Here is a 25,437-nt window from a genome sequence, read left to right on the forward strand (position 1 = left end):
AGAAACGAAAAACTCTTTTTGTTGATTGAGATACCCGATGCGTAAGCCAAAGTCCAGGTGCGGTGAACACAATGGCTAAACATTGCACCTTTCTTTTCCACCCCTCAATTTTAACCTATTTTTTCTTATGCATTTTCTCAGACAAGAAGTCAGAAGAATGCATCTACGCTACAGAAAATAGCGATTTCACATAACTACAAGTTATCAATTTCCTCTCACCTTAAAAAATCTCAATCGTGACAATACGCACAAATCGCTACCCTGCCAGACAGATTTTTAGGGAGAGAACCATGCTGTTACACATTTTGTATTTGGTTGGCATTACTGCCGAAGCCATGACGGGGGCGCTGGCGGCCGGACGACGGCGCATGGATACATTTGGCGTAATTATTATTGCGACCGCCACCGCAATTGGCGGAGGGTCAGTGCGCGATATTCTGCTGGGCCACTATCCGCTCGGCTGGGTCAAACACCCGGAATATGTGATTATTGTCGCTACCGCCGCAGTACTCACCACTATCGTTGCTCCTGTAATGCCTTACCTGCGCAAAGTGTTTCTGGTGCTCGATGCGCTCGGACTGGTGGTCTTTTCTATCATTGGCGCACAGGTTGCACTGGATATGGGACACGGCCCGATCATTGCCGTTGTCGCAGCTGTGACGACCGGCGTATTTGGCGGCGTTTTGCGCGATATGTTCTGTAAACGCATCCCGCTGGTATTCCAGAAAGAATTGTATGCCGGTGTCTCATTTGCCTCCGCCGTGCTTTACATCGCGCTGCAACACTATGTTTCTAACCATGATGTGGTAATTATCTCCACCCTGGTATTCGGCTTTTTTGCCCGCTTACTGGCGCTACGCCTTAAGCTGGGATTACCGGTCTTTTACTACAGCCACGAAGGACACTAAGGTTCAAAACCTGTGATCTGCTGGGCAGCCAGCCAACTGCCCAGCTTCTTGATTTGCGCATTTTCCTTCCATTCAATAACCTGTCTGGCGCGCCCCGATCCAGTCCCCGGCAGCTGCTGCCAGAACTGTTCCGTGCTCAATAAAAGTTGCGACCAGGACCGTTCATCACTGGCATTAAGCGCCGCCCGGGTTAGCGGTATTCCCATTGCCATCACCCAGAGAGTAAAAGGCTGCTTACGAGCCAGATTAAACTGATGCCATAACTGCGCACTTTTACTTTTCGCGATCCCCGGCGTGTTCTGTAATTGCTCTGGCGTTAATAAAAGCCAGGAAAAGATATGCTCAAAGCGATGAGTCTGATGCAGCGCGCGCCAGCCGGCCTCACCAATGCCATCCAGCCCAAGAACCTGTTTTGACCCCAGCCAGACTAAGCGTGAAATGAACTGTTCCTGACAAACGTCAGAAGCAAAGTAGCAGGTCAACGAGTTAAAGCGGTTTTCTGGTGGTGTCGGTTTTGTACGTTCTGCACCGCGCCAGACCACATCATCAATGCGAGGAATACCCTGACCGGCAAGGCTGACGAGGATCTGATCACCAGGCGCAATATCCCACTCCTGCCAGCGCCTGACGGAACCAATATTCACCCGCTGGACTTTTTTATCATCCAGCATGACAGATGCGAGTGACGCAACCACCGATATTTTACCGCTCTTACCCACCGCAAACTGAATCGCCTTCACTTCGACAACCTGAGCTACCGGTTGATATTTCCAGGCCACCAGCCACTCCGCCTGGCCCGGTAGCCAATGACGGGATTCGGGTTCCTTAGCCGCTCGCACAATCACGCCATCGGTGACGAAGGGTAATTTCGCTTTCCACCACGCATTGCGTACGCGCGCAACCTCATCAGCATTTTTCACCGCACGGGTATACGTCTGCGTTAGAGTAAAACCAGCGGTAGCCAGCTCTTTTAAACGATCGGTCATTAACTGCGGTCCATCCGGCCATGCCCAGACAAAAACGCCCAGAGAATTCAGCGTGTCGCTATCGTCCTGGCGCATCATCAGGCCAGCAACTTTTGCGCGGGCATTTATTCCCCCCATTTGTTGTTGGATATGCCCCTCGCGTTTGAGAAATATTTCCCCCTGAAGCGTACTGTTGGCTAAAGGCCCGCTAACGGTTTGCGGCACAGCGGAAATTAAGCGAACTTTCTGCGTCCAATCCTCGCCTTTCAGGCCATTGCCGCGACTGATTGCTTTGTTCAGTTTCCCGTCCCGATAAACCAGGGTTACCGCAACGCCATCAACTTTTGGCTGCACCCAAAGATCGCTACGTTCGCGCATCCACAGACTTAATGCGATTTTATCCGCCATTTTGCGTACACCCGTATGGGCTACCGGATGTATAACCGCACCGTTTAAAGGCGGCATCATCACATCGCGGGTCTCGTTCCCAAAACAGCGTTGCCACTGCGTAAGACGGGCGCTTAACTGATCGTAAACACCATCTTCAACCTCACTTTTCCCTTCCTTCCAGTAGTCATCGTCCCACTGTTTTATTTGCTGTTGCAGGCGGGAAATTTCTTCCTGTGCTCTGGCTGGCGACCAGGCCGGACAGACCGCCCACGCAGATGATTGCCAGCACAAGATACTTATTAATATCGCCATCCATACTTTCATCATCACCTCCGCTGTAGATAGTCAGGCAGATATACAACGTGATGAAAGCAAAGCCGAGTGGCAAAAACGGAGTCTGCGAGGACGCTTCCTGAGAATCGTCTTTATTGCAGTGAATGACAGGCAAATGCGGAAGCAGCTACGCAAAACGCAACAACTTTGCGCAAAAAGTGTGAGCAAGGGCTACGTCACATGCCCACGCCGTGTATAATAAGCTCGTATGTAGGCTTTATTTCGCTAATCACATACGAAAGATACTCATGGCTCAAGGCACGCTTTATATTGTTTCTGCCCCCAGTGGCGCGGGTAAATCCAGCCTGATTCAGGCTTTATTAAAAACCCAACCGTTGTATGACACCCAGGTTTCTGTTTCACACACCACACGCCAACCGCGTCCTGGTGAAGTCCACGGTGAACATTATTTCTTTGTTAATCATGATGAATTTAGAGAAATGATTAGCAGAGATGCGTTCCTCGAACACGCAGAAGTTTTTGGTAATTACTATGGCACTTCGCGTGAGGCCATTGAGCAAGTCCTGGCGACCGGTGTCGATGTTTTTCTCGATATCGACTGGCAGGGTGCGCAGCAAATTCGCCAGAAGATGCCGCACGCGCGGAGTATCTTTATTTTACCGCCGTCCAAAATTGAACTGGACCGCCGTCTACGCGGTCGCGGTCAGGACAGCGAAGAGGTCATTGCAAAGCGTATGGCGCAAGCTGTTGCAGAAATGAGCCATTACGCCGAATATGATTACCTGATTGTGAATGATGACTTCGATACCGCGTTGACCGATTTGAAGACCATTATTCGCGCCGAACGTCTGCGCATGAGCCGCCAAAAGCAGCGTCATGACGCTTTAATCAGCAAATTGTTGGCAGACTGAACCTGATTTCAGTATCATGCCCAGTCATTTCTTCACCTGTGGAGCTTTTTAAGTATGGCACGCGTAACTGTTCAGGACGCTGTAGAGAAAATTGGTAACCGTTTTGACCTGGTACTGGTCGCCGCGCGTCGCGCTCGTCAGATGCAGGTAGGCGGAAAGGATCCGCTGGTACCGGAAGAAAACGATAAAACCACTGTAATCGCGCTGCGCGAAATCGAAGAAGGTCTGATCAACAACCAGATCCTCGACGTTCGTGAACGCCAGGAACAGCAAGAGCAGGAAGCCGCTGAATTACAAGCCGTTACCGCTATTGCTGAAGGTCGTCGTTAATCACAAAGCGGGTCGCCCTTGTATCTGTTTGAAAGCCTGAATCAACTGATTCAAACCTACCTGCCGGAAGACCAAATCAAGCGTCTGCGGCAGGCGTATCTCGTTGCACGTGATGCTCACGAGGGGCAAACACGTTCAAGCGGTGAACCCTATATCACGCACCCGGTAGCGGTTGCCTGCATTCTGGCCGAGATGAAACTCGACTATGAAACGCTAATGGCGGCGCTGCTGCATGACGTGATTGAAGATACTCCCGCCACCTACCAGGACATGGAACAGCTTTTTGGTAAAAGCGTCGCCGAGCTGGTAGAGGGGGTGTCGAAACTTGATAAACTCAAGTTCCGCGATAAGAAAGAGGCGCAGGCCGAAAACTTTCGCAAGATGATTATGGCGATGGTGCAGGATATCCGCGTCATCCTCATCAAACTTGCCGACCGTACCCACAACATGCGCACGCTGGGCTCACTTCGCCCGGACAAACGTCGCCGCATCGCACGTGAAACTCTCGAAATTTACAGCCCGCTGGCGCACCGTTTAGGTATCCACCACATTAAAACCGAACTCGAAGAGCTGGGTTTTGAGGCGCTGTATCCCAACCGTTATCGCGTAATCAAAGAAGTGGTGAAAGCCGCGCGCGGCAACCGTAAAGAGATGATCCAGAAGATTCTTTCTGAAATCGAAGGGCGTTTGCAGGAAGCGGGAATACCGTGCCGCGTCAGTGGTCGCGAAAAGCATCTTTATTCGATTTACTGCAAAATGGTGCTCAAAGAGCAGCGTTTTCACTCAATCATGGACATCTACGCTTTCCGCGTGATCGTCAATGATTCTGACACCTGTTATCGCGTGCTGGGCCAGATGCACAGCCTGTACAAGCCGCGTCCGGGCCGCGTGAAAGACTATATCGCCATTCCAAAAGCGAACGGCTATCAGTCTTTGCACACCTCGATGATTGGCCCGCACGGCGTGCCGGTTGAGGTCCAGATCCGTACCGAAGATATGGATCAGATGGCGGAGATGGGTGTTGCCGCGCACTGGGCTTATAAAGAGCACGGCGAAACCAGTACTACCGCACAAATCCGCGCCCAGCGCTGGATGCAAAGCCTGCTGGAGCTGCAACAGAGCGCCGGTAGTTCGTTTGAATTTATCGAGAGCGTTAAATCCGATCTCTTCCCGGATGAGATTTACGTTTTCACACCGGAAGGGCGAATTGTCGAGCTGCCTGCCGGTGCAACGCCCGTCGACTTCGCTTATGCGGTGCATACCGATATCGGTCATGCCTGCGTGGGCGCACGCGTTGACCGCCAGCCTTACCCGCTGTCGCAGCCGCTTACCAGCGGTCAAACCGTTGAAATCATTACCGCACCGGGCGCTCGCCCGAATGCCGCGTGGCTGAACTTTGTCGTTAGCTCGAAAGCGCGCGCCAAAATTCGTCAATTGCTGAAAAACCTCAAGCGTGATGATTCTGTAAGCCTGGGCCGTCGTCTGCTCAACCATGCGTTGGGTGGCAGCCGCAAGCTCAATGAAATCCCGCAGGAAAATATTCAGCGCGAGCTGGACCGCATGAAGCTGGCAACGCTTGACGATCTGCTGGCTGAAATCGGCCTTGGTAACGCAATGAGCGTGGTGGTCGCGAAAAATCTGCAACATGGGGACGCCTCCATTCCACCGGCAACCCAAAGTCACGGACATCTGCCCATTAAAGGTGCCGATGGCGTGCTGATCACCTTTGCGAAATGCTGCCGCCCTATTCCTGGCGACCCGATTATCGCCCACGTCAGCCCCGGTAAAGGTCTGGTGATCCACCATGAATCCTGCCGTAACATCCGTGGCTACCAGAAAGAGCCAGAGAAGTTTATGGCTGTGGAATGGGATAAAGAGACGGCGCAGGAGTTCATCACCGAAATCAAGGTGGAGATGTTCAATCATCAGGGTGCGCTGGCAAACCTGACGGCGGCAATTAACACCACCACCTCGAATATTCAAAGTTTGAATACAGAAGAAAAAGATGGTCGCGTCTACAGCGCCTTTATTCGTCTGACCGCCCGTGACCGCGTACATCTGGCAAATATCATGCGCAAAATCCGCGTGATGCCAGACGTGATTAAAGTCACCCGAAACCGAAATTAATGTTTTATGAACCCAACACGTTATGCACGCATCTGCGAAATGCTCGCCAGGCGGCAGCCTGATCTGACCGTCTGCATGGAGCAGGTCCACAAACCTCATAACGTTTCTGCGATTATTCGTACCGCAGATGCCGTTGGTGTACATGAAGTTCATGCTGTCTGGCCTGGTAGCCGGATGCGCACCATGGCTTCGGCAGCTGCGGGTAGTAACAGTTGGGTGCAGGTGAAAACGCACCGCACCATTGGCGATGCCGTCGCTCATCTGAAAGGCCAGGGCATGCAGATTCTGGCAACCCATCTTTCTGATAACGCTGTCGATTTCCGCGAAATTGATTACACCCGCCCGACCTGTATTTTGATGGGTCAGGAGAAAACGGGCATCACTCAGGAAGCGTTAGCCCTGGCGGATCGGGACATCATCATACCGATGATCGGCATGGTGCAGTCGCTGAATGTTTCCGTTGCCTCAGCCCTCATTCTTTATGAAGCCCAGCGCCAGCGGCAAAATGCAGGCATGTACCTGCGTGAAAACAGCATGTTGCCGGAAGCAGAGCAACAACGCCTGCTGTTTGAAGGCGGCTATCCGGTGCTGGCGAAAGTCGCAAAACGCAAAGGCCTGCCTTACCCCCACGTTAATCAGCAAGGCGAAATTGAAGCCGATGCTGACTGGTGGGCTACTATGCAGGCTGCAGGGTAAGTGCCATGAAAGGTCGCCTGTTAGATGCTGTCCCACTCAGTTCCCTAACGGGCGTTGGCGCAGCACTTAGTAACAAACTGGCGAAAATCAACCTGCATACCGTGCAGGATCTACTCTTACACCTTCCCCTGCGCTACGAAGATCGCACCCATCTCTACCCCATCGGAGAACTACTGCCAGGCGTTTATGCCACGGTGGAAGGCGAAGTGCTGAACTGCAATATCTCCTTCGGAGGTCGGCGGATGATGACCTGCCAGATCAGCGACGGTTCCGGCATTCTCACCATGCGCTTTTTCAACTTCAATGCGGCAATGAAAAATAGCCTGGCGACAGGCCGCCGCGTGCTGGCCTATGGCGAAGCAAAGCGCGGCAAATATGGTGCGGAGATGATCCACCCGGAATACCGCGTGCAGGGCGATCTCAGCACGCCAGAATTACAGGAAACGCTAACGCCGGTTTACCCAACTACGGAAGGCGTAAAGCAGGCCACGCTGCGTAAATTAACCGATCAGGCGCTGGATCTGCTCGACACCTGCGCCATTGAAGAACTCCTGCCGCCGGAACTGTCACAAGGAATGATGACGTTGCCGGAAGCGTTGCGCACTTTGCACCGACCGCCGCCGACGCTACAGCTTAGCGATCTGGAAACCGGCCAGCATCCGGCACAACGCCGTCTGATTCTGGAAGAACTGCTGGCGCACAACCTCAGCATGTTGGCGTTACGCGCTGGTGCACAACGTTTCCATGCCCAGCCACTGAGCGCCAATGACGCGCTGAAAAATAAACTCCTCGCAGCCTTACCGTTCAAGCCAACGGGCGCACAGGCACGCGTAGCGGCGGAGATCGAGCGCGATATGGCGCTGGATGTGCCGATGATGCGCCTGGTACAGGGCGATGTAGGTTCCGGTAAAACGCTGGTCGCCGCCCTCGCCGCGCTGCGTGCGATTGCCCACGGCAAACAGGTGGCATTGATGGCACCAACCGAATTACTCGCCGAACAGCACGCCAATAACTTCCGTAACTGGTTTGCACCGCTCGGTATCGAAGTGGGCTGGCTCGCCGGTAAGCAGAAAGGTAAAGCGCGGCTGGCACAGCAGGAAGCCATCGCCAGCGGTCAGGTGCAGATGATTGTCGGAACACACGCCATCTTCCAGGAACAGGTGCAGTTTAACGGCCTGGCGCTAGTGATTATCGACGAACAGCATCGTTTTGGCGTGCATCAGCGTCTGGCGTTATGGGAGAAAGGCCAGCAGCAAGGCTTCCATCCGCATCAGTTGATCATGACCGCCACGCCGATCCCCCGCACGCTGGCGATGACTGCGTATGCTGATCTCGACACCTCGGTCATTGATGAACTGCCGCCAGGCCGCACGCCAGTGACTACGGTCGCTATTCCTGATACTCGCCGTACCGACATCATTGACCGCGTGCGCCACGCCTGCATGACTGGAGGTTGTCAGGCGTACTGGGTTTGTACGTTGATTGAAGAGTCAGAGTTACTGGAAGCGCAGGCGGCGGAAGCTACCTGGGAAGAGTTGAAACTGGCGTTGCCGGAACTGAACGTCGGCCTGGTACACGGGCGGATGAAACCTGCCGAGAAACAGGCGGTGATGGCGTCGTTTAAACAAGGTGAACTACACCTGCTGGTTGCCACTACCGTTATTGAAGTCGGTGTTGATGTGCCTAACGCCAGTCTGATGATTATCGAAAACCCTGAGCGTCTGGGTCTGGCGCAGTTACACCAGCTTCGCGGGCGTGTAGGTCGTGGTGCGGTGGCTTCTCACTGCGTGCTGCTCTACAAAACGCCGCTCTCCAAAACCGCGCAAATTCGGCTGCAAGTGCTGCGCGACAGCAACGACGGTTTTGTGATTGCACAGAAAGACTTAGAGATTCGCGGACCGGGTGAACTGTTAGGTACGCGTCAGACGGGTAATGCTGAGTTTAAAGTGGCGGATTTACTGCGCGATCAGGCGATGATCCCGGAAGTTCAGCGCCTGGCACGCCATATTCACGAACGTTACCCACAGCAGGCAAAAGCCCTGATAGAACGCTGGATGCCAGAAACAGAACGCTACTCCAACGCATGACCTGACTCATCGCAAGACAAGTCACGCAGTAAATCTTCAATCTGGATAGTGATGATATCCATTGCCTCATACGCATCCTGCGCAATTCGCGCCGCCATTGCGCCTTCCGGTTCACCACGCAGAATTTCAGCCGCTGCCTGTACGCCAGCCACAATCATTTCAGGTGTTAACATCTGGCGAAGAAAAGCGCGATTCTCAGAGGACCAGCCATCTTTATGGCCTAATGGATGCTCCCAGCCAAACCATCCTTTCGGCCAAAGCGGATTTGCTTCTATGGGATAAATAAGATGCGCGGCATATTGGATAGCACACACTGCTTTGCCGGGCGTATCCAGCCCCCACCAGCGTGACCAGAGAGAATGAATTAACGGCGCGGCCCCGCCCAGAGTATTGAACACCGCCAGCCAGCAAAGAACATTATTGAAACCACGCTCGTTATCCATACGCTGCAACGCGGTTTCCAGTAAAAATTGCCGTACCTGCTGGCGTTGGGAAGCATTCATCATCTCCTGCCAGAGATAGGGCCGACGCAATGCCTTCATTAAGGATTCTTCGAAGTGATCGCCATAACCACCTGCCAAAACGGCTTCATGCCATTGCGCCAAGCATAGCGGAAACAGATAGCGAAACAGCTCTATTTGCATCGGTTCGTTATAAACGAGATTGAGTACATAGTAAGCACTCAAATCCCATTCGCCTATCTGTTGCCACTCTTTAGCTGCCAGCGCCTTGAGTTCGGCATCTGCGTAATCAAATTCCGTTTCCCATACACAGAGTACTGGCGGCTCATCACCAAAAATATGGCGACAGTGTTCACGTAGCGTTTCCGGTTCCTTCCGACGCTTTTTCATTTTTAGCCCGCAAAAATCGGCAACATTAAATACAGCTTAATCACCAGCGCGTTAACGATATCAATAAAGAACGCACCGACCATCGGCACTACCAGGAACGCCATGTGCGACGGGCCAAAACGTTCAGTGATCGCCTGCATGTTGGCGATTGCCGTTGGCGTTGCACCGAGGCCAAAACCACAATGACCCGCAGCCAGCACCGCCGCATCGTAGTTTTTGCCCATCATGCGCCAAGTAACGAAGATGGCATACAACGCCATGAAGATGGTCTGTACCACCAGAATCGCCAGCATCGGCAGCGCCAGCGAAGCCAGCTCCCATAGTTTCAGCCCCATCAGCGCCATCGCCAGGAACAACGACAGGCTTACGTTACCAAGCACGGATACCGCACGCTCAAAGACGCGGTAAAAGCCCATCATTGACAGACCGTTGCTCAGAATCACGCCAACAAACAGTACACAGACGAAGGTCGGCAGTTCAAAAGCAGTGCCAGCCAAAAGTTGCGCAACAATTTTCCCCACCGTCAGGCAGATAGCAATCAGCGCGATAGTTTCAATCAGCACCAGCGAGGTGATCATGCGGCCCACATCCGGCTTTTCGAACGCCGTCGGGACTTCCTGGTCATCCGGAATACCGTTCGGCGTGGTGGAGTGTTTCACCAGATAGCGCGCTACCGGACCGCCAATCAAGCCGCCCAGCACCAGACCAAACGTCGCACAGGCCATCGCCACTTCCGTCGCATTGGTGAAGCCATAACGTTCAATGAACAATTTACTCCATGCAGCTCCCGTACCGTGACCGCCGGAAAGCGTAATAGAACCGGCCAGCAGCCCCATCAGCGGATCAAGCCCTAACAGGCTAGCCATACCAATGCCAATGGCATTTTGCATCACCAACAGACCAACAACCACAATCAAGAAGATGCCAACCACACGCCCACCGGCACGCAAACTGGCAATGTTGGCGTTCAGGCCAATGGTGGCGAAGAATGCCAGCATTAACGGATCGCGCAGGGACATATCAAAGTTGACTTCCCAGCCCATGCTTTTTTTCAGTACCAGTAGCGCCAGCGCCACCAACAAACCACCCGCAACTGGTTCCGGTATGGTGTATTTCTTCAAAAAGGAGACGGAATGGACCAACTTACGCCCGAGCAGCAACGTCAGCGTTGCGGCAACAAGCGTTGCTAAAGTATCGAGATGAAACATAGTTACTCCTTTGTATCCGCATCACTCTTTCATACTCGTCATACTTCATCGCGCAGTGGCAACTTATGAACTATGACGGGTATCGAGTTATGCTTTCCTGGGTCAAATTCTCAGCTGTTAATGAACAAATGGCATGGATTTTAAGCAGAAAAATACCAAAAGTTATATAAAAAAGTGCATTTATCTCATTTAAATATTTAGATGAGGATGTGGCAAACGTTTGCTTTTATCTTTCGGTCAGCTAAAATGCCCGCTTTGCTACCACGGGATTGTTTTCGATGTCTGTTTCCACCCTCGAGTCAGAAAATGCGCAACCGGTTGCGCAGACTCAAAACAGCGAACTGATTTACCGTCTTGAAGATCGTCCGCCGCTTCCTCAAACTCTGTTTGCCGCCTGTCAGCATCTGCTGGCGATGTTCGTTGCGGTGATCACGCCAGCGCTATTAATCTGCCAGGCGCTGGGTTTACCGGCACAAGACACGCAACACATTATTAGTATGTCGCTGTTTGCCTCCGGTGTGGCATCGATTATTCAAATTAAGGCCTGGGGTCCGGTTGGCTCCGGGCTGTTGTCTATTCAGGGCACCAGCTTCAACTTTGTTGCCCCGCTGATTATGGGCGGTACCGCGCTGAAAACCGGTGGTGCTGATGTTCCTACCATGATGGCGGCTTTGTTCGGCACGTTGATGCTGGCAAGTTGCACCGAGATGGTGATCTCCCGTGTTCTGCATCTGGCGCGCCGCATTATTACGCCGCTGGTTTCTGGCGTTGTGGTGATGATTATCGGCCTGTCGCTAATTCAGGTGGGGCTAACATCCATTGGCGGCGGTTACGCAGCCATGAGCGATAACACCTTCGGCGCACCGAAAAATCTGTTGCTGGCAGGCGTGGTCTTAGCCTTAATTATCCTGCTTAACCGTCAACGTAACCCATATTTGCGCGTGGCCTCACTGGTGATTGCGATGGCGGCCGGATATGCGCTGGCGTGGTTTATGGGCATGTTGCCAGAAAGCAACGAACCGATGACGCAAGAACTGATTATGGTACCAACGCCGCTCTATTACGGCCTTGGCATTGAATGGAGTCTGCTGCTGCCGCTGATGCTGGTCTTTATGATCACTTCGCTGGAAACCATTGGCGATATCACGGCGACCTCTGACGTTTCCGAACAGCCAGTGTCCGGTCCGCTGTACATGAAACGCCTGAAAGGCGGCGTGCTGGCAAACGGCCTGAACTCGTTTGTTTCGGCGGTATTTAACACCTTCCCGAACTCCTGCTTCGGGCAGAACAACGGTGTGATCCAGTTGACCGGTGTTGCCAGCCGCTATGTCGGTTTTGTCGTCGCGCTGATGTTGATCGTGCTGGGTCTCTTCCCGGCGGTGAGCGGTTTTGTACAACATATTCCAGAACCGGTTCTGGGCGGCGCAACGCTTGTAATGTTTGGCACCATCGCCGCCTCCGGTGTGCGCATTGTGTCTCGTGAGCCGCTGAACCGTCGGGCGATTCTGATTATCGCGCTGTCGCTGGCGGTCGGTCTGGGCGTGTCTCAGCAGCCGCTGATTTTGCAGTTTGCCCCTGAATGGCTGAAAAACCTGCTCTCCTCCGGGATCGCCGCGGGCGGTATTACTGCCATCGTGCTGAATCTGATTTTCCCACCAGAAAAACAGTAATTCACTGGCGGCGGTAAGATAATTACCGCCGCAGTCTCACCTCTTTCACCATTCCCGCCTTGAGGATTGCGCGTAAATCGTGCATAACTCCCTTATGTGCATTTCACGGGATGGAAGACCATGAAATTTATTGGGAAGCTGCTTCTCTACATTCTCATCGCTCTGTTAGTGGTGATCGCTGGCCTCTATTTTCTTCTGCAAACCCGCTGGGGAGCAGAACATATCAGCGCATGGGTTTCCGAAAATAGTGACTATCATCTGGCCTTCGGGGCGATGGATCACCGTTTTTCCGCGCCATCTCATATCGTGCTGGAGAACGTCACGTTTGGTCGTGATGGTCAGCCCGCGACCCTGGTGGCCAAAAGTGTCGACATTGCGCTAAGCAGTCGCCAACTGACCGAACCACGCCATGTCGATACCATCCTGCTGGAAAACGGGACGCTGAATCTCACCGACCAGACCGCGCCGCTACCGTTCAAAGCCGATCGTCTGCAACTGCGTGATATGGCGTTTAATAGCCCGAATAGCGAATGGAAACTGAGCGCGCAGCGGGTAAATGGCGGCGTGGTTCCGTGGTCACCAGAAGCCGGTAAAGTGCTGGGTACGAAGGCGCAGATTCAGTTTAGTGCCGGATCGCTTTCGCTCAATGATGTTCCTGCCACCAATGTACTGATTGAAGGCAGTATTGATAACGATCGCGTTACGCTGACTAACCTGGGTGCCGACATCGCCCGCGGGACATTAACCGGAAACGCGCAGCGTAACGCCGACGGCAGCTGGCAAGTGGAAAATCTGCGCATGGCGGATATCCGTCTACAAAGCGAAAAATCGCTAACCGACTTCTTTGCGCCATTACTCTCTGTCCCGTCGTTGCAGATTGGTCGCCTGGAAGTCATCGACGCTCGCCTGCAAGGTCCGGACTGGGCGGTGACCGACCTCGATCTCAGCTTGCGCAACATGACCTTCAGTAAAGATGACTGGCAGACACAGGAAGGCAAACTGTCGATGAACGCTAGCGAGTTCATTTATGGTTCGCTGCATTTATTTGACCCGATTATAAACGCGGAATTTTCCCCGCAGGGCGTAGCGCTGCGCCAGTTCACCAGCCGCTGGGAAGGGGGCATGGTCAGAACGTCCGGGAACTGGCTGCGCAACGGGAAAACGTTGATCCTTGATGATGCGGCAATTGCCGGACTGGAATATACCTTGCCAAAAAACTGGCAACAGTTGTGGATGGAAACGACACCGGGTTGGTTAAACAGCCTGCAACTGAAGAGATTTAGCGCCAGCCGCAATCTGATCATTGATATCGACCCTGACTTCCCGTGGCAGCTCACCGCGCTCGATGGTTACGGTGCCAACCTGACGCTGGTTACCGATCATAAATGGGGCGTCTGGAGTGGTTCGGCGAATCTGAATGCCGCCGCCGCGACATTCAATCGTGTTGATGTTCGTCGCCCATCGCTGGCGCTGACCGCCAACAGCAGCACGGTGAATATCAGCGAACTGAGTGCATTTACTGAAAAAGGCATTCTGGAAGCCACCGCCAGTGTTTCACAAACGCCACAACGTCAGACCCATATCAGCCTGAATGGACGCGGTGTGCCGGTGAATATTTTGCAACAGTGGGGATGGCCTGAATTACCGTTGACTGGCGACGGCAATATTCAGCTTACCGCCAGCGGCGATATTCAGGCCAATATCCCGCTGAAACCTACGGTTAGCGGGCAACTCCATGCCGTGAACGCCGCAAAGCAGCAAGTGACTCAAACCATGAATGCGGGCGTCGTTTCCAGTGGTGAAGTTACGTCGACGGAGCCGGTGCAGTAAAAATCAATCTCGCCGGGTACGACTCAGACGTACCCGGCATTCCGTCAATAGATTACAACGTAATTGTCAGCGCATTCCCTTGAGGCGTCACCACCAGCCCCTGCTCACTTTCAGCCTGCGAACCGCCTTGCAGACCATTTACTTTCACAACATTGCGCAAGCACAGTGTCCAGTTCTTCGCCTCGCCCGCACCAGTCACAGTAATCGTGTTACCAGTACGTGTTGCTTTTAGAGTAAAGATCACCGAACCGTCAGCAGCGGGCACTTCACAAAGAGCTTCATGCCCGTCTTGCAGATTAAAGAGATGGAATGCCGTGCCTTCGTGCCACGCGTAATCGGGACGTTGCTCGTTGTTGCCCAGCGCCAGTAGGGTGTTATCACGCACATAAACGGGCAGACTCAGGAAGCTGTGCTGCTGTTTATGCCAGCGACTACCATCGAGTTCATCGTTGTGCCACAGATGTGTCCAGCGACCTTCCGGCAAGTAGAACTGCACATCGCCCGCTTCAGTGAACACCGGAGCAACCATCACGTTGTCGCCTAACATGTATTGACGGTCAAGGTAATCACAAGCCGGATCGTCCGGGAACTCCATCATCATGGCCCGCATCATCGGCGTACCCCGCGCGTTCGCACGAGCAGCTTCACGATACAGATACGGCATCATGCGGCATTTCAGTTGCGTGAAGAAGCGCACCACATCACAGGACTCATCATCATAGGCCCACGGCACACGATAAGATTTGCTGCCATGTAAACGGCTATGGCTGGAGAGCAAACCAAACGCGCACCAGCGTTTGTAAACGTGCGCCGGAGCGGTATTCTCAAAGCCGCCGATATCGTGGCTCCAGAAACCAAAACCTGAAAGGCCAATAGACAAACCACCGCGCAGGCTTTCCGCCATTGATTCGTAGTTAGCGTAACAGTCACCACCCCAGTGTACCGGGAATTTCTGCGCACCAACGGAGGCCGAGCGAGCAAACAAGACGGCTTCTTCCTCGCCAACGGTTTCCTTGAGCACTTTCCACACCAGTTCGTTGTAGATGTACGCATAATGGTTATGCATTTTCTGCGGATCGGAACCGTCAAACCACTGAACATCGGTTGGAATACGTTCGCCAAAGTCGGTCTTAAAGCAATCAACGCCCATCGCGACCAGACCTTTCAGTTTGTCGGCGTACCATTTGCAGGCATCCGGATTGGTAAAGTCATAAATCGCCAGACCTGGCTGCCATTTATCCCACTGCCATAACGAACCGTCCGGGCGTTTGAGTAAATAGCCTTTCTCTTGCAACTCTTTAAAGACAGGGGATTTTTGCCCGATATAGGGGTTAATCCAGACGCAGATTTTTAGCCCTTTCGCTTTCAGGCGGCGGATCATCCCTTCCGGGTCCGGGAAAGTCAGCGGGTCCCACTCAAAATCGCACCACTGGAAGGCTTTCATCCAGAAACAGTCAAAGTGAAAAACATGCAGTGGCAGATTGCGTCCCGCCATACCATCGATAAAGCTGTTTACCGTCGCTTCGTCGTAGTTGGTGGTAAATGAAGTGGTTAGCCACAGGCCGAAGGACCACGCGGGCGGCAGCGCCGGACGACCAGTAAAACGGGTATAACGATCAAGTACCGCTTTCGGCGTCGGGCCGTCGATAACAAAGTATTCGAGATATTCACTCTCAACGCTGAACTGCACTTTGGAGACTTTCTCCGATCCCACTTCAAAAGAGACGCATTGAGGATGATTGACCAGTACCCCATAGCCACGGTTAGTCATATAGAACGGGATATTTTTATACGCCTGTTCAGTACTTGTGCCGCCGTCCCGGTTCCAGGTCTCTACCGTCTGGCCATTGCGCACCAGGGCAGTAAAGCGCTCTCCCAGACCGTAAACTGTTTCGCCAACGCCAAGATCCAGCCGCTCAAACATATAATTTCGCTGATTATTCGTGTCCTGCACGTAGCCATTATTTTTCACCTGACTACCGGTAATACGTTCGCCGTTACGCAGAAAATCCAGTGACCAGAACTCACCTTTGCTGACTCGCGCACTTAAGTTGCCACTTTTAAACTCAGCGTAACGTTCTGTGTTTTCGATTGTGACCTTCACGTCCTGCAAAATATTGAGCGGGTAATGAGGACCGTTATTCAGCGCCCCCTGAAAATGCTCAATCCGTACACCGACAATACCTTCCTGTGGGGAGAAAAAGCGCAGCGTAAATAAAGGCGTATCAAGCTGCCAGGTACGTTCACGCACATCACGGGGGGCAGCATAGACCACCATTTCATTACCCTGCTGTTCAACCTCGAACACCTGAAGCGGGTGAATCAAATTGAGGCCAGGTTGAATCAACCAGTTTCCGTCGCTAATTTTCATTGCCTTTCCTTAATTCTGCACTTCTTGAGAGGTGAATTGTTGCTGGCAACGGCGTTTGCCCTGGGCCAGCTGTTCCATAACGGTTTTCAGATTGTGCGTCGTGAGTGAGTAGTAGCGTTTAGCGATAATCGCGCTCAGCAAATAACAGATCGCTGGAACAATCGTGAATAGCGCAATAATGATGCTAATCGTGGCGCTGTTCTGCGCTTTTTCTGCTGCATCATATCCGCCATAAGCCAGCATCCAGCCGATAAGAGCGCCGCCGAAGGCCAACCCCAGTTTGAGCACAAACAGCGTGCCAGCAAAACTGATCCCGGTCAGGCGTTTACCATTGCACCACTCGCCGTAGTCGACGGTATCGGACATCATTACCCACTGGATAGGTGTCACCAGTTGATGCAACACACCAATCACGAAGATGAAGACAAACATGGTGATGCTGGCCTGCATAGGAACAAAGAACATCGCGAGGCTAATCACTGCCAGCAGGGCGTTCGTCCACCAGAAGATAGTGACTTTACATTTCCAGTCGGTCAGCGGTTTTGCCAGAGCGGAACCAATCAGGTTACCCACGCAATAAGTGGTGAGAAAAGCGACAAACACTTCCGGCGTACCCAAAATCCATGTGACGTAATACATCATCGCTCCACCGCGTACGCACACCGCCAGGATATTGAAAATGGTTAGTAAACCGACAATCCGCCACTGGTCGTTTTGCCAGATATCACGTAAATCTTCCCGCATAGACGTCGTTGTAGGTGGTGCTTCAACGCGTTCTTTAGTGGTGAAGAAACAAAATGCCAGCATCATAAATGCCACCACAGAAAGGACCGCGATACCGCCCTGGAAACCGAGTGGTTTATTATCACCACCAATTAAATTAACCAGCGGCATCATCAGCACAGTAGAGAGCATGCCTCCCGCGGTCGCCAGCACAAAACGCCAGGATTGCAGCGAGATACGCTGAGTCGGGTCATTGGTGATTACACCACCCAATGCGCAGTAAGGGATATTAACGATGGTATAAAGTAAGGTAAGTAGGGTGTAAGTAATTGCTGCATAAATCATTTTTCCGTTCATACTGAGATCTGGCGTGCTATAGGCCAGTACACAGACGATCCCAAATGGCAGTGCGCCAAACAGTACCCACGGACGAAATTTACCCCAGCGAGAGCGCGTTCGATCGGCCAACAACCCCATGCAAGGATCGGAAATCGCATCCAGTGCACGAGCGACCAAAAACATGGTTCCGACAAATCCGGCAGGAATGCCAAAAATATCGGTATAAAAGAACATCATATATAACATTACGTTATCGAAAATAATGTGGCTGGCGGCGTCTCCCATGCCATAACCAATTTTCTCTTTAACGGACAACACTTCACTCTTCATCTGCTTTTCCTTGATGCTATAGGGGTGCTGAGACCGATAACGCATTTTGTAAACCATCCCTGTGAGAGCGAATATTCCGATATCTGGTTATTAATTTATGATTCTTGTTTTATGTGATCGTGGTAGCGTTAATTCCGCTCATATATCATTGTAAAATATGGATTTTATATGAATTATAATGCTTTCGTGATAATACGCTGCGTGTATTAGGCGGAAAAAACTGATCTGGGGGATGTAGAAACTCAAGGAAGTAGCTATAATGCGCCCCGCCTCCATGTAGCAATCGAGGCGCGGAAGATCGTCGTCTCCGGTGAGGCGGCTGGACTTCAAATCCAGTTGGGGCCGCCAGCGGTCCCGGGCAGGTTCGACTCCTGTGATCTTCCGCCAAAATGCCTCTTCATACGTTCTCCAACCCCTTGTAATACTGTCAATCCAGAGATTTTCTACTGCTCAATATTCAATCGGCTTCAGGAATACCTGATCAAAGGTTTTATGATGGACGATGAGCGACTGAAGAATCCGCCTGTCGGTTCTTCTGTCCTCGAACGCATCCGCGATATTCGCACCAGCATGCGCCGTGTTTAATTGCAGGTGATTTGCCCCCTGCTGACTCTCAGCCAACTGTATCGCCATTAAGGTGAAGATATTGTTTTACACGCTCCATAACACCCTTTTTTATACGACTATTCTATTCCTTTAACAGCTGGCGAAAAAAACTGACCTGTAAACTTCACCAATAATCAGACTGTCATCAAGATTAATTTTTTCATTTAATATATCAAATCAACTTGTTTTATTTTTACTATCAAAAATAGCTCATTGCCTTACTATAATTAATATATAAATTCGGTGATTAATTCTTAACATGCTTTTGCTAATAATCTCAATTGCTGGCCCTATAATATTGCGCTAGCATTGCTTTCTGGTTGTATCAGCGATACTCAAAAATTCTTAATACAATACTCATTCGACTGGTACTTATTTGTAACTCAGTTATATTTTGTCGCCCGGTGATTCAGAAGAATGCAAAAAACGGCTACCACTCCATCAAAAATACTTGATCTCACTGCCGCGGCATTTTTACTTGTCGCCTTTCTGACGGGTATTGCGGGCGCTCTCCAGACTCCCACCCTAAGTATATTCCTCGCAGATGAACTAAAAGCCCGTCCTATAATGGTAGGTTTTTTCTTCACCGGTAGCGCTATTATGGGAATTCTGGTCAGTCAATTTCTGGCAAGGCACTCCGATAAACAAGGCGACCGTAAATTACTAATTCTGCTATGTTGCTTATTTGGAGTGCTGGCCTGCACGCTTTTTGCGTGGAATCGCAACTACTTCATTCTGCTCTCAACGGGCGTACTTCTGAGTAGTTTTGCTTCCACCGCAAACCCGCAAATGTTCGCCCTCGCCCGTGAACACGCCGACAGAACAGGCCGTGAGACGGTAATGTTCAGTACATTTTTACGTGCTCAGATCTCGCTTGCCTGGGTTATCGGGCCACCGCTCGCTTATGAACTGGCAATGGGATTTAGTTTTAAAGTGATGTATCTCACCGCTGCCATCGCATTTGTTGTTTGCGGACTGATAGTCTGGTTGTTTTTGCCATCAATACAAAGAAATATTCCTGTCGTTACCCAACCCGTAGAAATTTTACCCTCCACCCACAGGAAGCGGGATACGCGGCTACTTTTTGTGGTCTGTTCAATGATGTGGGCGGCGAATAATCTCTACATGATAAATATGCCGCTATTTATTATTGATGAACTGCATCTAACCGATAAACTGGCTGGAGAAATGATTGGTATTGCTGCCGGTCTGGAAATTCCGATGATGTTAATCGCAGGCTATTACATGAAACGTATTGGCAAGCGGCTATTAATGCTCATTGCTATCATGAGTGGAATGTGTTTTTACGCCAGCGTACTCATGGCGACGACTCCGGCAGTTGAGCTGGAATTGCAAATTCTTAATGCCATCTTCCTTGGTATTCTCTGTGGTATCGGCATGCTTTATTTTCAGGACCTGATGCCTGAAAAAATAGGCTCTGCGACAACGTTATATGCAAACACTTCACGCGTCGGCTGGATTATCGCCGGCTCTGTTGACGGAATTATGGTTGAAATCTGGAGCTACCACGCGTTGTTCTGGCTGGCGATAGGGATGTTGGGTATTGCGATGATTTGCCTGCTGTTTATTAAAGATATTTAGCTCACCAGTCTGGGCTAAGAAAAATCGGCGTGGCGCAAACAAAGCCATCCTCGCCATTTTTGCTATCATGCCTGCATACATAAACGACAAAACAGTATGCAGAGGGAAAAATGGGTTCCACCAGAAAGGGGATGCTGAACGTTCTGATTGCCGCCGTGTTGTGGGGAAGTTCAGGGGTCTGCGCGCAATACATCATGGAGCAAAGCCAGATGTCGTCGCAGTTTTTGACTATGACGCGTTTGATATTCGCCGGTTTGATTCTGCTGACGCTGTCATTTGTGCATGGCGATAAAATCTTTTCTATTATTAACAATCACAAAGATGCCATTAGTCTGCTGATTTTTTCCGTGGTTGGTGCGCTAACCGTACAGCTCACTTTTTTACTAACCATTGAAAAATCGAATGCTGCCACGGCAACGGTGCTGCAATTCCTCTCACCGACGATTATCGTCGCTTGGTTCTCACTGGTGCGTAAATCTCGCCCGGGCATTCTGGTTTTCTGCGCTATTTTGACATCGCTGATCGGGACTTTTTTATTGGTGACACACGGTAATCCGACGTCATTATCGATCTCTCCGGCCGCGTTATTCTGGGGCATTGCCTCGGCATTTGCTGCTGCATTCTATACCACCTATCCCTCAACGCTGATTGCCCGCTATGGCACGTTGCCTGTCGTCGGCTGGAGTATGCTGATCGGCGGTCTGATTCTGTTGCCTTTTTATGCCAGACAAGGAACAAACTTTGTCGTTAACGGCAGTTTGATTCTGGCGTTTTTTTATTTGGTCGTCATTGGTACGTCCCTGACATTTAGTCTGTACCTGAAAGGTGCACAATTAATTGGTGGACCAAAAGCCAGCATTTTAAGCTGTGCAGAACCATTAAGTAGCGCGCTGCTCTCTTTGCTGTTGCTGGGGATCACGTTCACATTAACGGACTGGCTGGGAACGCTACTGATTCTGTCATCGGTGATTTTGATTTCAATGGATTCCCGTCGCCGCGCCAGAAAAATAAATCGTCCGGCGCGGGATGAGTGAGAATTACCAGCCAGGCACCGCGCCACCGTTAAAGATGGTTTCTGCCGCTTTAGCGACTTCGGATGATTGATAAGATTGCAGAAATTCCTTCACGTTTTCTGCATTCTTATTATCTTCCCGTGCTACCAGAATGTTCACATACGGCGAATTTTTATCTTCAATAAATACGCTGTCGTGCACCGGAGAAAGTCCGGTCTGCTGAATGTAAGTGGTGCTGATAATCGCCACATCAACTTTGGGATCATCCAGTACGCGCGGGAGCTGCGCCCCCTCGAGTTCCATAATCTGCAAATGACGAGGATTATCGGTTATATCCAGCGCGGTAGGTAATAACCCTTTTCCCTCTTTCAGAATAATTAGCTTCTCTTTTTGCAACAGTAAAAGCGCGCGACCAAGGTTGGTCGGGTCGTTGGGGATCGCCACTGTCGCGCCTTCTTTTATTTGCGCCACGGTTTTGATTTTTTTGGAATAACCCGCCATAGGGAAGACAAACGTATTTCCCACCGCTACCAGTTTATAACCATGTGCCTGATTATCTTGTTCAAGAAAGGGCCGATGCTGGAAGACGTTCGCATCAAGCTCGCCATGATTTGTCGCATCGTTCGGTAGCAACGAACCGCTAAATCCTACCAGTTCAACATCGAGGCCATATTTCTCTTTTGCCACCTTTTTAGCGACTTCCGCGACATCTTGTTCTGCGCCATTAATAACGCCCACTTTAATGTGCTTTTCATCGCTGTTGCTCTGGTCGCAACCTGCCAGCAGAATTCCTGCCAGTAATAATGCGGCCCCCGCCCGTAGATGATGTGTTGTCAGTTTCACTTTTTTATCCTTTTTTTAATCGTTAACTGACTATAATGGCAAGATCACTACGATTTAAAAAACGAAAAGCTATCGAATAGAAGAAAAAGGTATATAAAACTGGCACTTCTTACTGACCACGCAAACACCTTTCGTACAGCATGATGAGAGCGGCAAAAGCAAACTACACTTATGCTTCATTCGATGCACATTTGCAGAAGGTTGCAACTATGAAGCTAACGATGCTACTCATGATTACCGTATTCCTGACTTTTCCAGCCATTTCTCAGGCCGAGTCGCCATTCAGTTCGCTACAGTCGGCAAAAGAGAAAACTACGGTATTGCAAGATTTACGTAAAATTTGCACGCCACAGGCGTCATTATCAGACGAAGCGTGGGAAAAATTAATGTTGTCTGATGAGAGTAACAAACAACATATCCGCGAAGCTATTGTGGCGATGGAGCGTAATAATCAGAATAACTACTGGGAAGCGCTGGGTAAGGTGGAATGCCCGGATATGTGAATTTCGCACACCTCCGCGCTCAGGCCAGCAGCCGCTGACGTACGCTCGCACATCAGTAAATCACCTGCTTTTTCAAATTCCAATCAAAATTGAACCCGTTCATCAGGATTGTGGATAAATTTCCCTCTACATTGTTTTCATTTCATCACATAGAAAATCTTATCTCATTGAAACAATACTTGTTTTTAATGCAGAAAAGGAAGCCCAACGGATGGGCATAAAAATGAGCGAATTTTGATATCACCCCCCTCTAAAAAATGGTGAAGTCTGAACAAAGAATGTTCGAAAGGAGAGAGTAGAGATGGAAAGCGCAAATCTGGATTTAGAAGAAAATAAAGAAATTGCCAGTAAGTTCGAACGTGCATTAGGTATGGGAGCAACACTTGCAGAGCTGCATGGCATTACTCCGGATACCCTTGAAGGCGTTTATGCTTACGCTTATAACTTTTATGAAAAAGGAAGACTTGACGAAGCTGAGCTCTTTTTTAAATTTCTCTGTATTTATGATTTCCAAAATTATAACTATTTAAAAGGATATGCCGCCGTCTGTCAGTTGAAGAAAGATTATCAAAAGGCATTCGACATGTATCATATCTGTTTAATGCTATCTCCCGATAACGATTTCTCTTTAGTTTATTATATGGGCCAATGCCAGATGGGCTTAAAAAACACTAAAATGGCCACGGAGTTATTTAATACAGTCGTAACCTACAGCCAAAATGAAAAAGTTAAAGAGATGGCTACTGCTTATCTTGAACTCTTGACAGCAAATACCGAAGAAGAAGTTCAAACAGAGTGAGTCGGCAAAATGAACATAAACGGAAAAAAGTCTTCTTTTACGCCTGAAGAGTTAATCAGGAAATATCATGAGGAAGCCCCGGTTGATTTAAAAAATAACCATGGCGATAAAATAAATGAGAAGAATAACAATAAACACATTACTTACTTTCCCGTTGATGCCATTTTAGATGGGAATAAACATCTGCCATGAGTTAAATAAAAAAGAATTAATTACACCCGATGATAGCTTAAAAAGGAGGTGAATTATGTCGGCACCAATTACGGGACAAACGATCACGTTTGAACAAATCAGCGAAACATTGCGCACACAGTATAGCGATGCGGAAAAAAGACTGCAGGACAGCAACAAAACGCAAGTTGATCCCATGCGGCTTAATAAAAACCCGAAGTCCCTTGATAACGATATTCGCGCTCGTCTTGAAAACAAACCTATGCTTGCTCCACCTGAAATGCAGGTTTCAGATTCCGACAACGCCACTACAGCAAAGACGAACGATGCCCGCCTGACGATGATTTTGGGTAATCTAACAGGCATTGCCGATCAGGATATTACAACACGTTTGCATAATAACCTTGACAGCACCCTGCTTCGACACGAAATGGCGCATAATAAGTTTCGTGAATTAAGTGACGCTTACTCCTCGTCATTAGATTCCGCGCAAAAAGCCGACGACATCATGCATCAGGCCAATAATAATTACAATACGGTCGATAAAAAGGTGCAATCGCTGGAGAAAAAAGTCAATACATTGAATCAAGAGCTGTCGCAACTGCAACCTGGCGATCCGCAATATAATAAAGTACTGACGCAAAAAAATGCGGCTGAAAAAATACTCACGCTGTCATTACAAAAAAAATCGTTAGCTGAGAAATCGTTAAATACAGCCATTATGGATGCTGATGCTGCGATCGGCCAAAGTATGGAGATTTTTGATGAAATTCAACAGCAAGAACAGATTAATAACTTCACCACCAATATTTGCCTGACCCAGGAAAACCAGAAAAACAGAAACGCGACAGCCACATTTATCCTTTTGATTACTTCAGTAATGGAAGTTATTGGCGATACCAATTGCGAATCTATTAAAAATCAGTCTGAGGTAATGAAAGAGATTAACCATGTCAGGGAAAATAAACTCAATAAAACAGCACGCAGCTATACTACATGGACAAAAGTTTTAAACATTATTAATGAGGTCGTTACTGTAGTTACCTTTGCCGTAAGTGCAGCCTTAATTGTGATTGGTATTGTCGCAGCAGTTCCAAGTGCTGGGGCAAGCTTTGCTGGAGCGCTGGCACTAATTGGAGGAATCGCGGGGGCAGTAGTATTAGGTGTTGATATTATTTGTCAAATCACTCTGGGTACCACGGCTACCGGTTGGATTTTGGGAAAACTAACTGAAGGTCTTGCGGGTATTATTTCTAAATATGACCCCACACTACTCGCAATCTGCGCTCTTCTGGACGCCTTGGGTGTCCAACAAACGACTATTGATTTAGTACAAGATATTTACTCATCTGCAGCCGCTTCTATTGTTATGGTAACATTAATGATTGGTGCAACATTAATTTGTTCAGTAGCAATAAGTGAACTTGTAAAGGCACTCTCAAAAACTGCCGCCGAAGAAATCACAAAAGAAATAACTGACAGTATAAAATCCACCGTGGAATCTATGATCAAGTCAGTATCAAAAAAAATCATGTCAGCATTAAATTTTCTCGGTGACAAAATAAAAGCATCATCACAATTTATAATGATATTTGCAAAAATAACTATTCTTCTTGAAAAAATTGCCTCGGGCGTTTGTACAATAATTACATCGAGCATGAATCAATACGCTGCCAGTAAGTCTGCAGATATCGAAATTCTACAACAAGATATAAGCAATCTATCAAAAACGCGCGAACAAATGCTTACAGTGATGCAAAGGATAGATAAAACCGTCGAACAAGAGGTAGCTCAGATGGTGCGTGTATTACAACACCGAACTGAAGCTTTGAAATTTGCTTCTCATTCTATCGTATAAGAGGATTCAAAA

At 49.8% G+C, this 25,437-nt stretch carries 20 protein-coding genes, 1 tRNA gene and 1 pseudogene; 16 read left to right on the plus strand and 6 right to left on the minus strand.

From position 1 onward, the window contains the following. Nucleotides 1-290: 290 nt before the first annotated feature. Entirely contained in the window at nt 291-908 is a 618-nt protein-coding gene (locus tag ACJHX3_RS10010) for a trimeric intracellular cation channel family protein (protein ID WP_000924289.1), read from the plus strand. Here the strand turns inward: ACJHX3_RS10010 and ligB are convergent. Then, nucleotides 905-2,587, minus strand: coding sequence for an NAD-dependent DNA ligase LigB (gene ligB, locus ACJHX3_RS10015; protein ID WP_001469034.1), 1,683 nt, complete (start codon nt 2,585-2,587; stop codon nt 905-907). The two genes, ACJHX3_RS10010 and ligB, sit on opposite strands and share 4 nt — an antisense overlap. A 257-nt stretch (nt 2,588-2,844) precedes the next feature. Between ligB and gmk the strand changes: the two genes are divergently transcribed. Genes gmk through recG form a run of 5 tightly spaced genes read left to right on the plus strand, consistent with a single transcriptional unit; the run spans nt 2,845 to nt 8,708 of the window. After that, complete coding sequence (gmk, locus tag ACJHX3_RS10020) at nt 2,845-3,468, plus strand: guanylate kinase (protein ID WP_001469035.1); 624 nt, start codon at nt 2,845-2,847, stop codon at nt 3,466-3,468. A 54-nt stretch (nt 3,469-3,522) separates the two neighbouring features. Beyond that, nucleotides 3,523-3,798 carry a DNA-directed RNA polymerase subunit omega gene (rpoZ, locus tag ACJHX3_RS10025; RefSeq protein ID WP_000135058.1) on the plus strand — a complete coding sequence of 92 codons (276 nt, stop codon included), beginning with the start codon at nt 3,523-3,525 and terminating at the stop codon, nt 3,796-3,798. Nucleotides 3,799-3,816: 18 nt separating this feature from the next. After that, on the plus strand, nt 3,817-5,925 hold the full coding sequence (gene spoT, locus ACJHX3_RS10030) for a bifunctional GTP diphosphokinase/guanosine-3',5'-bis pyrophosphate 3'-pyrophosphohydrolase (protein WP_000280488.1): 2,109 nt from the start codon (nt 3,817-3,819) through the stop codon (nt 5,923-5,925). A 6-nt stretch (nt 5,926-5,931) separates the two neighbouring features. Further along, nucleotides 5,932-6,621, plus strand: a complete 690-nt coding sequence (gene trmH / locus ACJHX3_RS10035) for a tRNA (guanosine(18)-2'-O)-methyltransferase TrmH (RefSeq protein ID WP_001070187.1) — start codon at nt 5,932-5,934, stop codon at nt 6,619-6,621. A gap of 5 nt (nt 6,622-6,626) precedes the next feature. After that, on the plus strand, nt 6,627-8,708 hold the full coding sequence (recG, locus tag ACJHX3_RS10040; protein WP_087890868.1) for an ATP-dependent DNA helicase RecG: 2,082 nt from the start codon (nt 6,627-6,629) through the stop codon (nt 8,706-8,708). Here recG and ACJHX3_RS10045 read toward each other — a convergent pair. Continuing rightward, on the minus strand, nt 8,693-9,559 hold the full coding sequence (locus ACJHX3_RS10045; RefSeq protein WP_094308483.1) for a hypothetical protein: 867 nt from the start codon (nt 9,557-9,559) through the stop codon (nt 8,693-8,695). The two genes, recG and ACJHX3_RS10045, sit on opposite strands and share 16 nt — an antisense overlap. A gap of 2 nt (nt 9,560-9,561) precedes the next feature. Further along, nucleotides 9,562-10,767: a sodium/glutamate symporter gene (gltS, locus tag ACJHX3_RS10050; protein ID WP_000468836.1), complete on the minus strand. Its 1,206-nt coding sequence runs from the start codon at nt 10,765-10,767 to the stop codon at nt 9,562-9,564. A gap of 278 nt (nt 10,768-11,045) precedes the next feature. On the opposite strand from gltS, the gene xanP reads away from it, so the two are divergent. Together xanP and ACJHX3_RS10060 are read left to right on the plus strand one after the other, a co-directional pair. Then, a complete protein-coding gene (gene xanP / locus ACJHX3_RS10055; protein ID WP_001295238.1) occupies nt 11,046-12,437 on the plus strand; it encodes a xanthine/proton symporter XanP in 1,392 nt (463 codons plus the stop codon). 120 nt (nt 12,438-12,557) lie between these two features. After that, on the plus strand, nt 12,558-14,267 hold the full coding sequence (locus ACJHX3_RS10060; protein WP_024211812.1) for an AsmA family protein: 1,710 nt from the start codon (nt 12,558-12,560) through the stop codon (nt 14,265-14,267). 52 nt (nt 14,268-14,319) lie between these two features. On the opposite strand, the gene yicI is transcribed toward ACJHX3_RS10060, so the two are convergent. Continuing rightward, nucleotides 14,320-16,638: an alpha-xylosidase gene (gene yicI, locus ACJHX3_RS10065; RefSeq protein ID WP_024216297.1), complete on the minus strand. Its 2,319-nt coding sequence runs from the start codon at nt 16,636-16,638 to the stop codon at nt 14,320-14,322. A 9-nt stretch (nt 16,639-16,647) separates the two neighbouring features. Beyond that, nucleotides 16,648-18,030 (minus strand): glycoside-pentoside-hexuronide family transporter, encoded by a 1,383-nt coding sequence (locus ACJHX3_RS10070; RefSeq protein ID WP_000834422.1) that lies wholly within the window; start codon nt 18,028-18,030, stop codon nt 16,648-16,650. Nucleotides 18,031-18,322: 292 nt separating this feature from the next. Between ACJHX3_RS10070 and ACJHX3_RS10075 the strand changes: the two genes are divergently transcribed. The 4 genes and pseudogenes from ACJHX3_RS10075 (at nt 18,323) to ACJHX3_RS10090 (ending at nt 21,272) form a co-directional block, all read left to right on the plus strand. Then, nucleotides 18,323-18,417: transfer RNA gene (locus ACJHX3_RS10075), tRNA-Sec, on the plus strand. A 78-nt stretch (nt 18,418-18,495) separates the two neighbouring features. Beyond that, nucleotides 18,496-18,612 (plus strand): annotated as a pseudogene (gene rhuM / locus ACJHX3_RS10080) (RhuM family protein); the annotation flags it as partial. 441 nt (nt 18,613-19,053) lie between these two features. Beyond that, nucleotides 19,054-20,238, plus strand: a complete 1,185-nt coding sequence (locus ACJHX3_RS10085) for a sugar efflux transporter (protein ID WP_094308481.1) — start codon at nt 19,054-19,056, stop codon at nt 20,236-20,238. A 110-nt stretch (nt 20,239-20,348) separates the two neighbouring features. Further along, nucleotides 20,349-21,272: a carboxylate/amino acid/amine transporter gene (locus tag ACJHX3_RS10090; RefSeq protein WP_087890867.1), complete on the plus strand. Its 924-nt coding sequence runs from the start codon at nt 20,349-20,351 to the stop codon at nt 21,270-21,272. 3 nt (nt 21,273-21,275) lie between these two features. Here ACJHX3_RS10090 and nlpA read toward each other — a convergent pair whose 3' ends face one another. Next, nucleotides 21,276-22,094 (minus strand): lipoprotein NlpA, encoded by an 819-nt coding sequence (nlpA, locus tag ACJHX3_RS10095; protein WP_087890866.1) that lies wholly within the window; start codon nt 22,092-22,094, stop codon nt 21,276-21,278. 209 nt (nt 22,095-22,303) lie between these two features. Here nlpA and yicS point away from each other — a divergent pair, with 209 nt between their 5' ends. The 4 genes from yicS to ACJHX3_RS10115 all read left to right on the plus strand — a co-directional run bounded on the left by yicS (nt 22,304) and on the right by ACJHX3_RS10115 (nt 25,425). Then, complete coding sequence (yicS, locus tag ACJHX3_RS10100; RefSeq protein ID WP_001626280.1) at nt 22,304-22,597, plus strand: protein YicS; 294 nt, start codon at nt 22,304-22,306, stop codon at nt 22,595-22,597. A 301-nt stretch (nt 22,598-22,898) separates the two neighbouring features. Further along, a complete protein-coding gene (locus ACJHX3_RS10105) occupies nt 22,899-23,396 on the plus strand; it encodes a SycD/LcrH family type III secretion system chaperone (RefSeq protein WP_000443173.1) in 498 nt (165 codons plus the stop codon). Nucleotides 23,397-23,405: 9 nt separating this feature from the next. Further along, nucleotides 23,406-23,588 carry a hypothetical protein gene (locus ACJHX3_RS10110; RefSeq protein ID WP_001024517.1) on the plus strand — a complete coding sequence of 61 codons (183 nt, stop codon included), beginning with the start codon at nt 23,406-23,408 and terminating at the stop codon, nt 23,586-23,588. A gap of 55 nt (nt 23,589-23,643) precedes the next feature. After that, the gene (locus tag ACJHX3_RS10115) at nt 23,644-25,425 is read left to right on the plus strand and encodes a YopB/SseC family type III secretion system translocon subunit (protein WP_094308480.1); all 1,782 of its coding nucleotides are present in this window, start codon (nt 23,644-23,646) and stop codon (nt 25,423-25,425) included. Nucleotides 25,426-25,437: the final 12 nt, after the last annotated feature.

This window comes from Escherichia sp. WS1265, from assembly GCF_046487585.1.
Lineage (GTDB): Bacteria > Pseudomonadota > Gammaproteobacteria > Enterobacterales > Enterobacteriaceae > Escherichia > Escherichia coli.

Bases quoted from the DNA above. Each gene is read 5' to 3' on its own strand.
- ACJHX3_RS10010 (WP_000924289.1), top strand. From the start codon at position 291: ATGCTGTTACACATTTTGTATTTGGTTGGCATTACTGCCGAAGCCATG.
- ligB (WP_001469034.1), bottom strand. From the start codon at position 2,587: ATGAAAGTATGGATGGCGATATTAATAAGTATCTTGTGCTGGCAATCA.
- gmk (WP_001469035.1), top strand. From the start codon at position 2,845: ATGGCTCAAGGCACGCTTTATATTGTTTCTGCCCCCAGTGGCGCGGGT.
- rpoZ (WP_000135058.1), top strand. From the start codon at position 3,523: ATGGCACGCGTAACTGTTCAGGACGCTGTAGAGAAAATTGGTAACCGT.
- trmH (WP_001070187.1), top strand. From the start codon at position 5,932: ATGAACCCAACACGTTATGCACGCATCTGCGAAATGCTCGCCAGGCGG.
- recG (WP_087890868.1), top strand. From the start codon at position 6,627: ATGAAAGGTCGCCTGTTAGATGCTGTCCCACTCAGTTCCCTAACGGGC.
- ACJHX3_RS10045 (WP_094308483.1), bottom strand. From the start codon at position 9,559: ATGAAAAAGCGTCGGAAGGAACCGGAAACGCTACGTGAACACTGTCGC.
- gltS (WP_000468836.1), bottom strand. From the start codon at position 10,767: ATGTTTCATCTCGATACTTTAGCAACGCTTGTTGCCGCAACGCTGACG.
- xanP (WP_001295238.1), top strand. From the start codon at position 11,046: ATGTCTGTTTCCACCCTCGAGTCAGAAAATGCGCAACCGGTTGCGCAG.
- ACJHX3_RS10060 (WP_024211812.1), top strand. From the start codon at position 12,558: ATGAAATTTATTGGGAAGCTGCTTCTCTACATTCTCATCGCTCTGTTA.
- yicI (WP_024216297.1), bottom strand. From the start codon at position 16,638: ATGAAAATTAGCGACGGAAACTGGTTGATTCAACCTGGCCTCAATTTG.
- ACJHX3_RS10070 (WP_000834422.1), bottom strand. From the start codon at position 18,030: ATGAAGAGTGAAGTGTTGTCCGTTAAAGAGAAAATTGGTTATGGCATG.
- ACJHX3_RS10085 (WP_094308481.1), top strand. From the start codon at position 19,054: ATGCAAAAAACGGCTACCACTCCATCAAAAATACTTGATCTCACTGCC.
- ACJHX3_RS10090 (WP_087890867.1), top strand. From the start codon at position 20,349: ATGGGTTCCACCAGAAAGGGGATGCTGAACGTTCTGATTGCCGCCGTG.
- yicS (WP_001626280.1), top strand. From the start codon at position 22,304: ATGAAGCTAACGATGCTACTCATGATTACCGTATTCCTGACTTTTCCA.
- ACJHX3_RS10105 (WP_000443173.1), top strand. From the start codon at position 22,899: ATGGAAAGCGCAAATCTGGATTTAGAAGAAAATAAAGAAATTGCCAGT.
- ACJHX3_RS10110 (WP_001024517.1), top strand. From the start codon at position 23,406: ATGAACATAAACGGAAAAAAGTCTTCTTTTACGCCTGAAGAGTTAATC.
- ACJHX3_RS10115 (WP_094308480.1), top strand. From the start codon at position 23,644: ATGTCGGCACCAATTACGGGACAAACGATCACGTTTGAACAAATCAGC.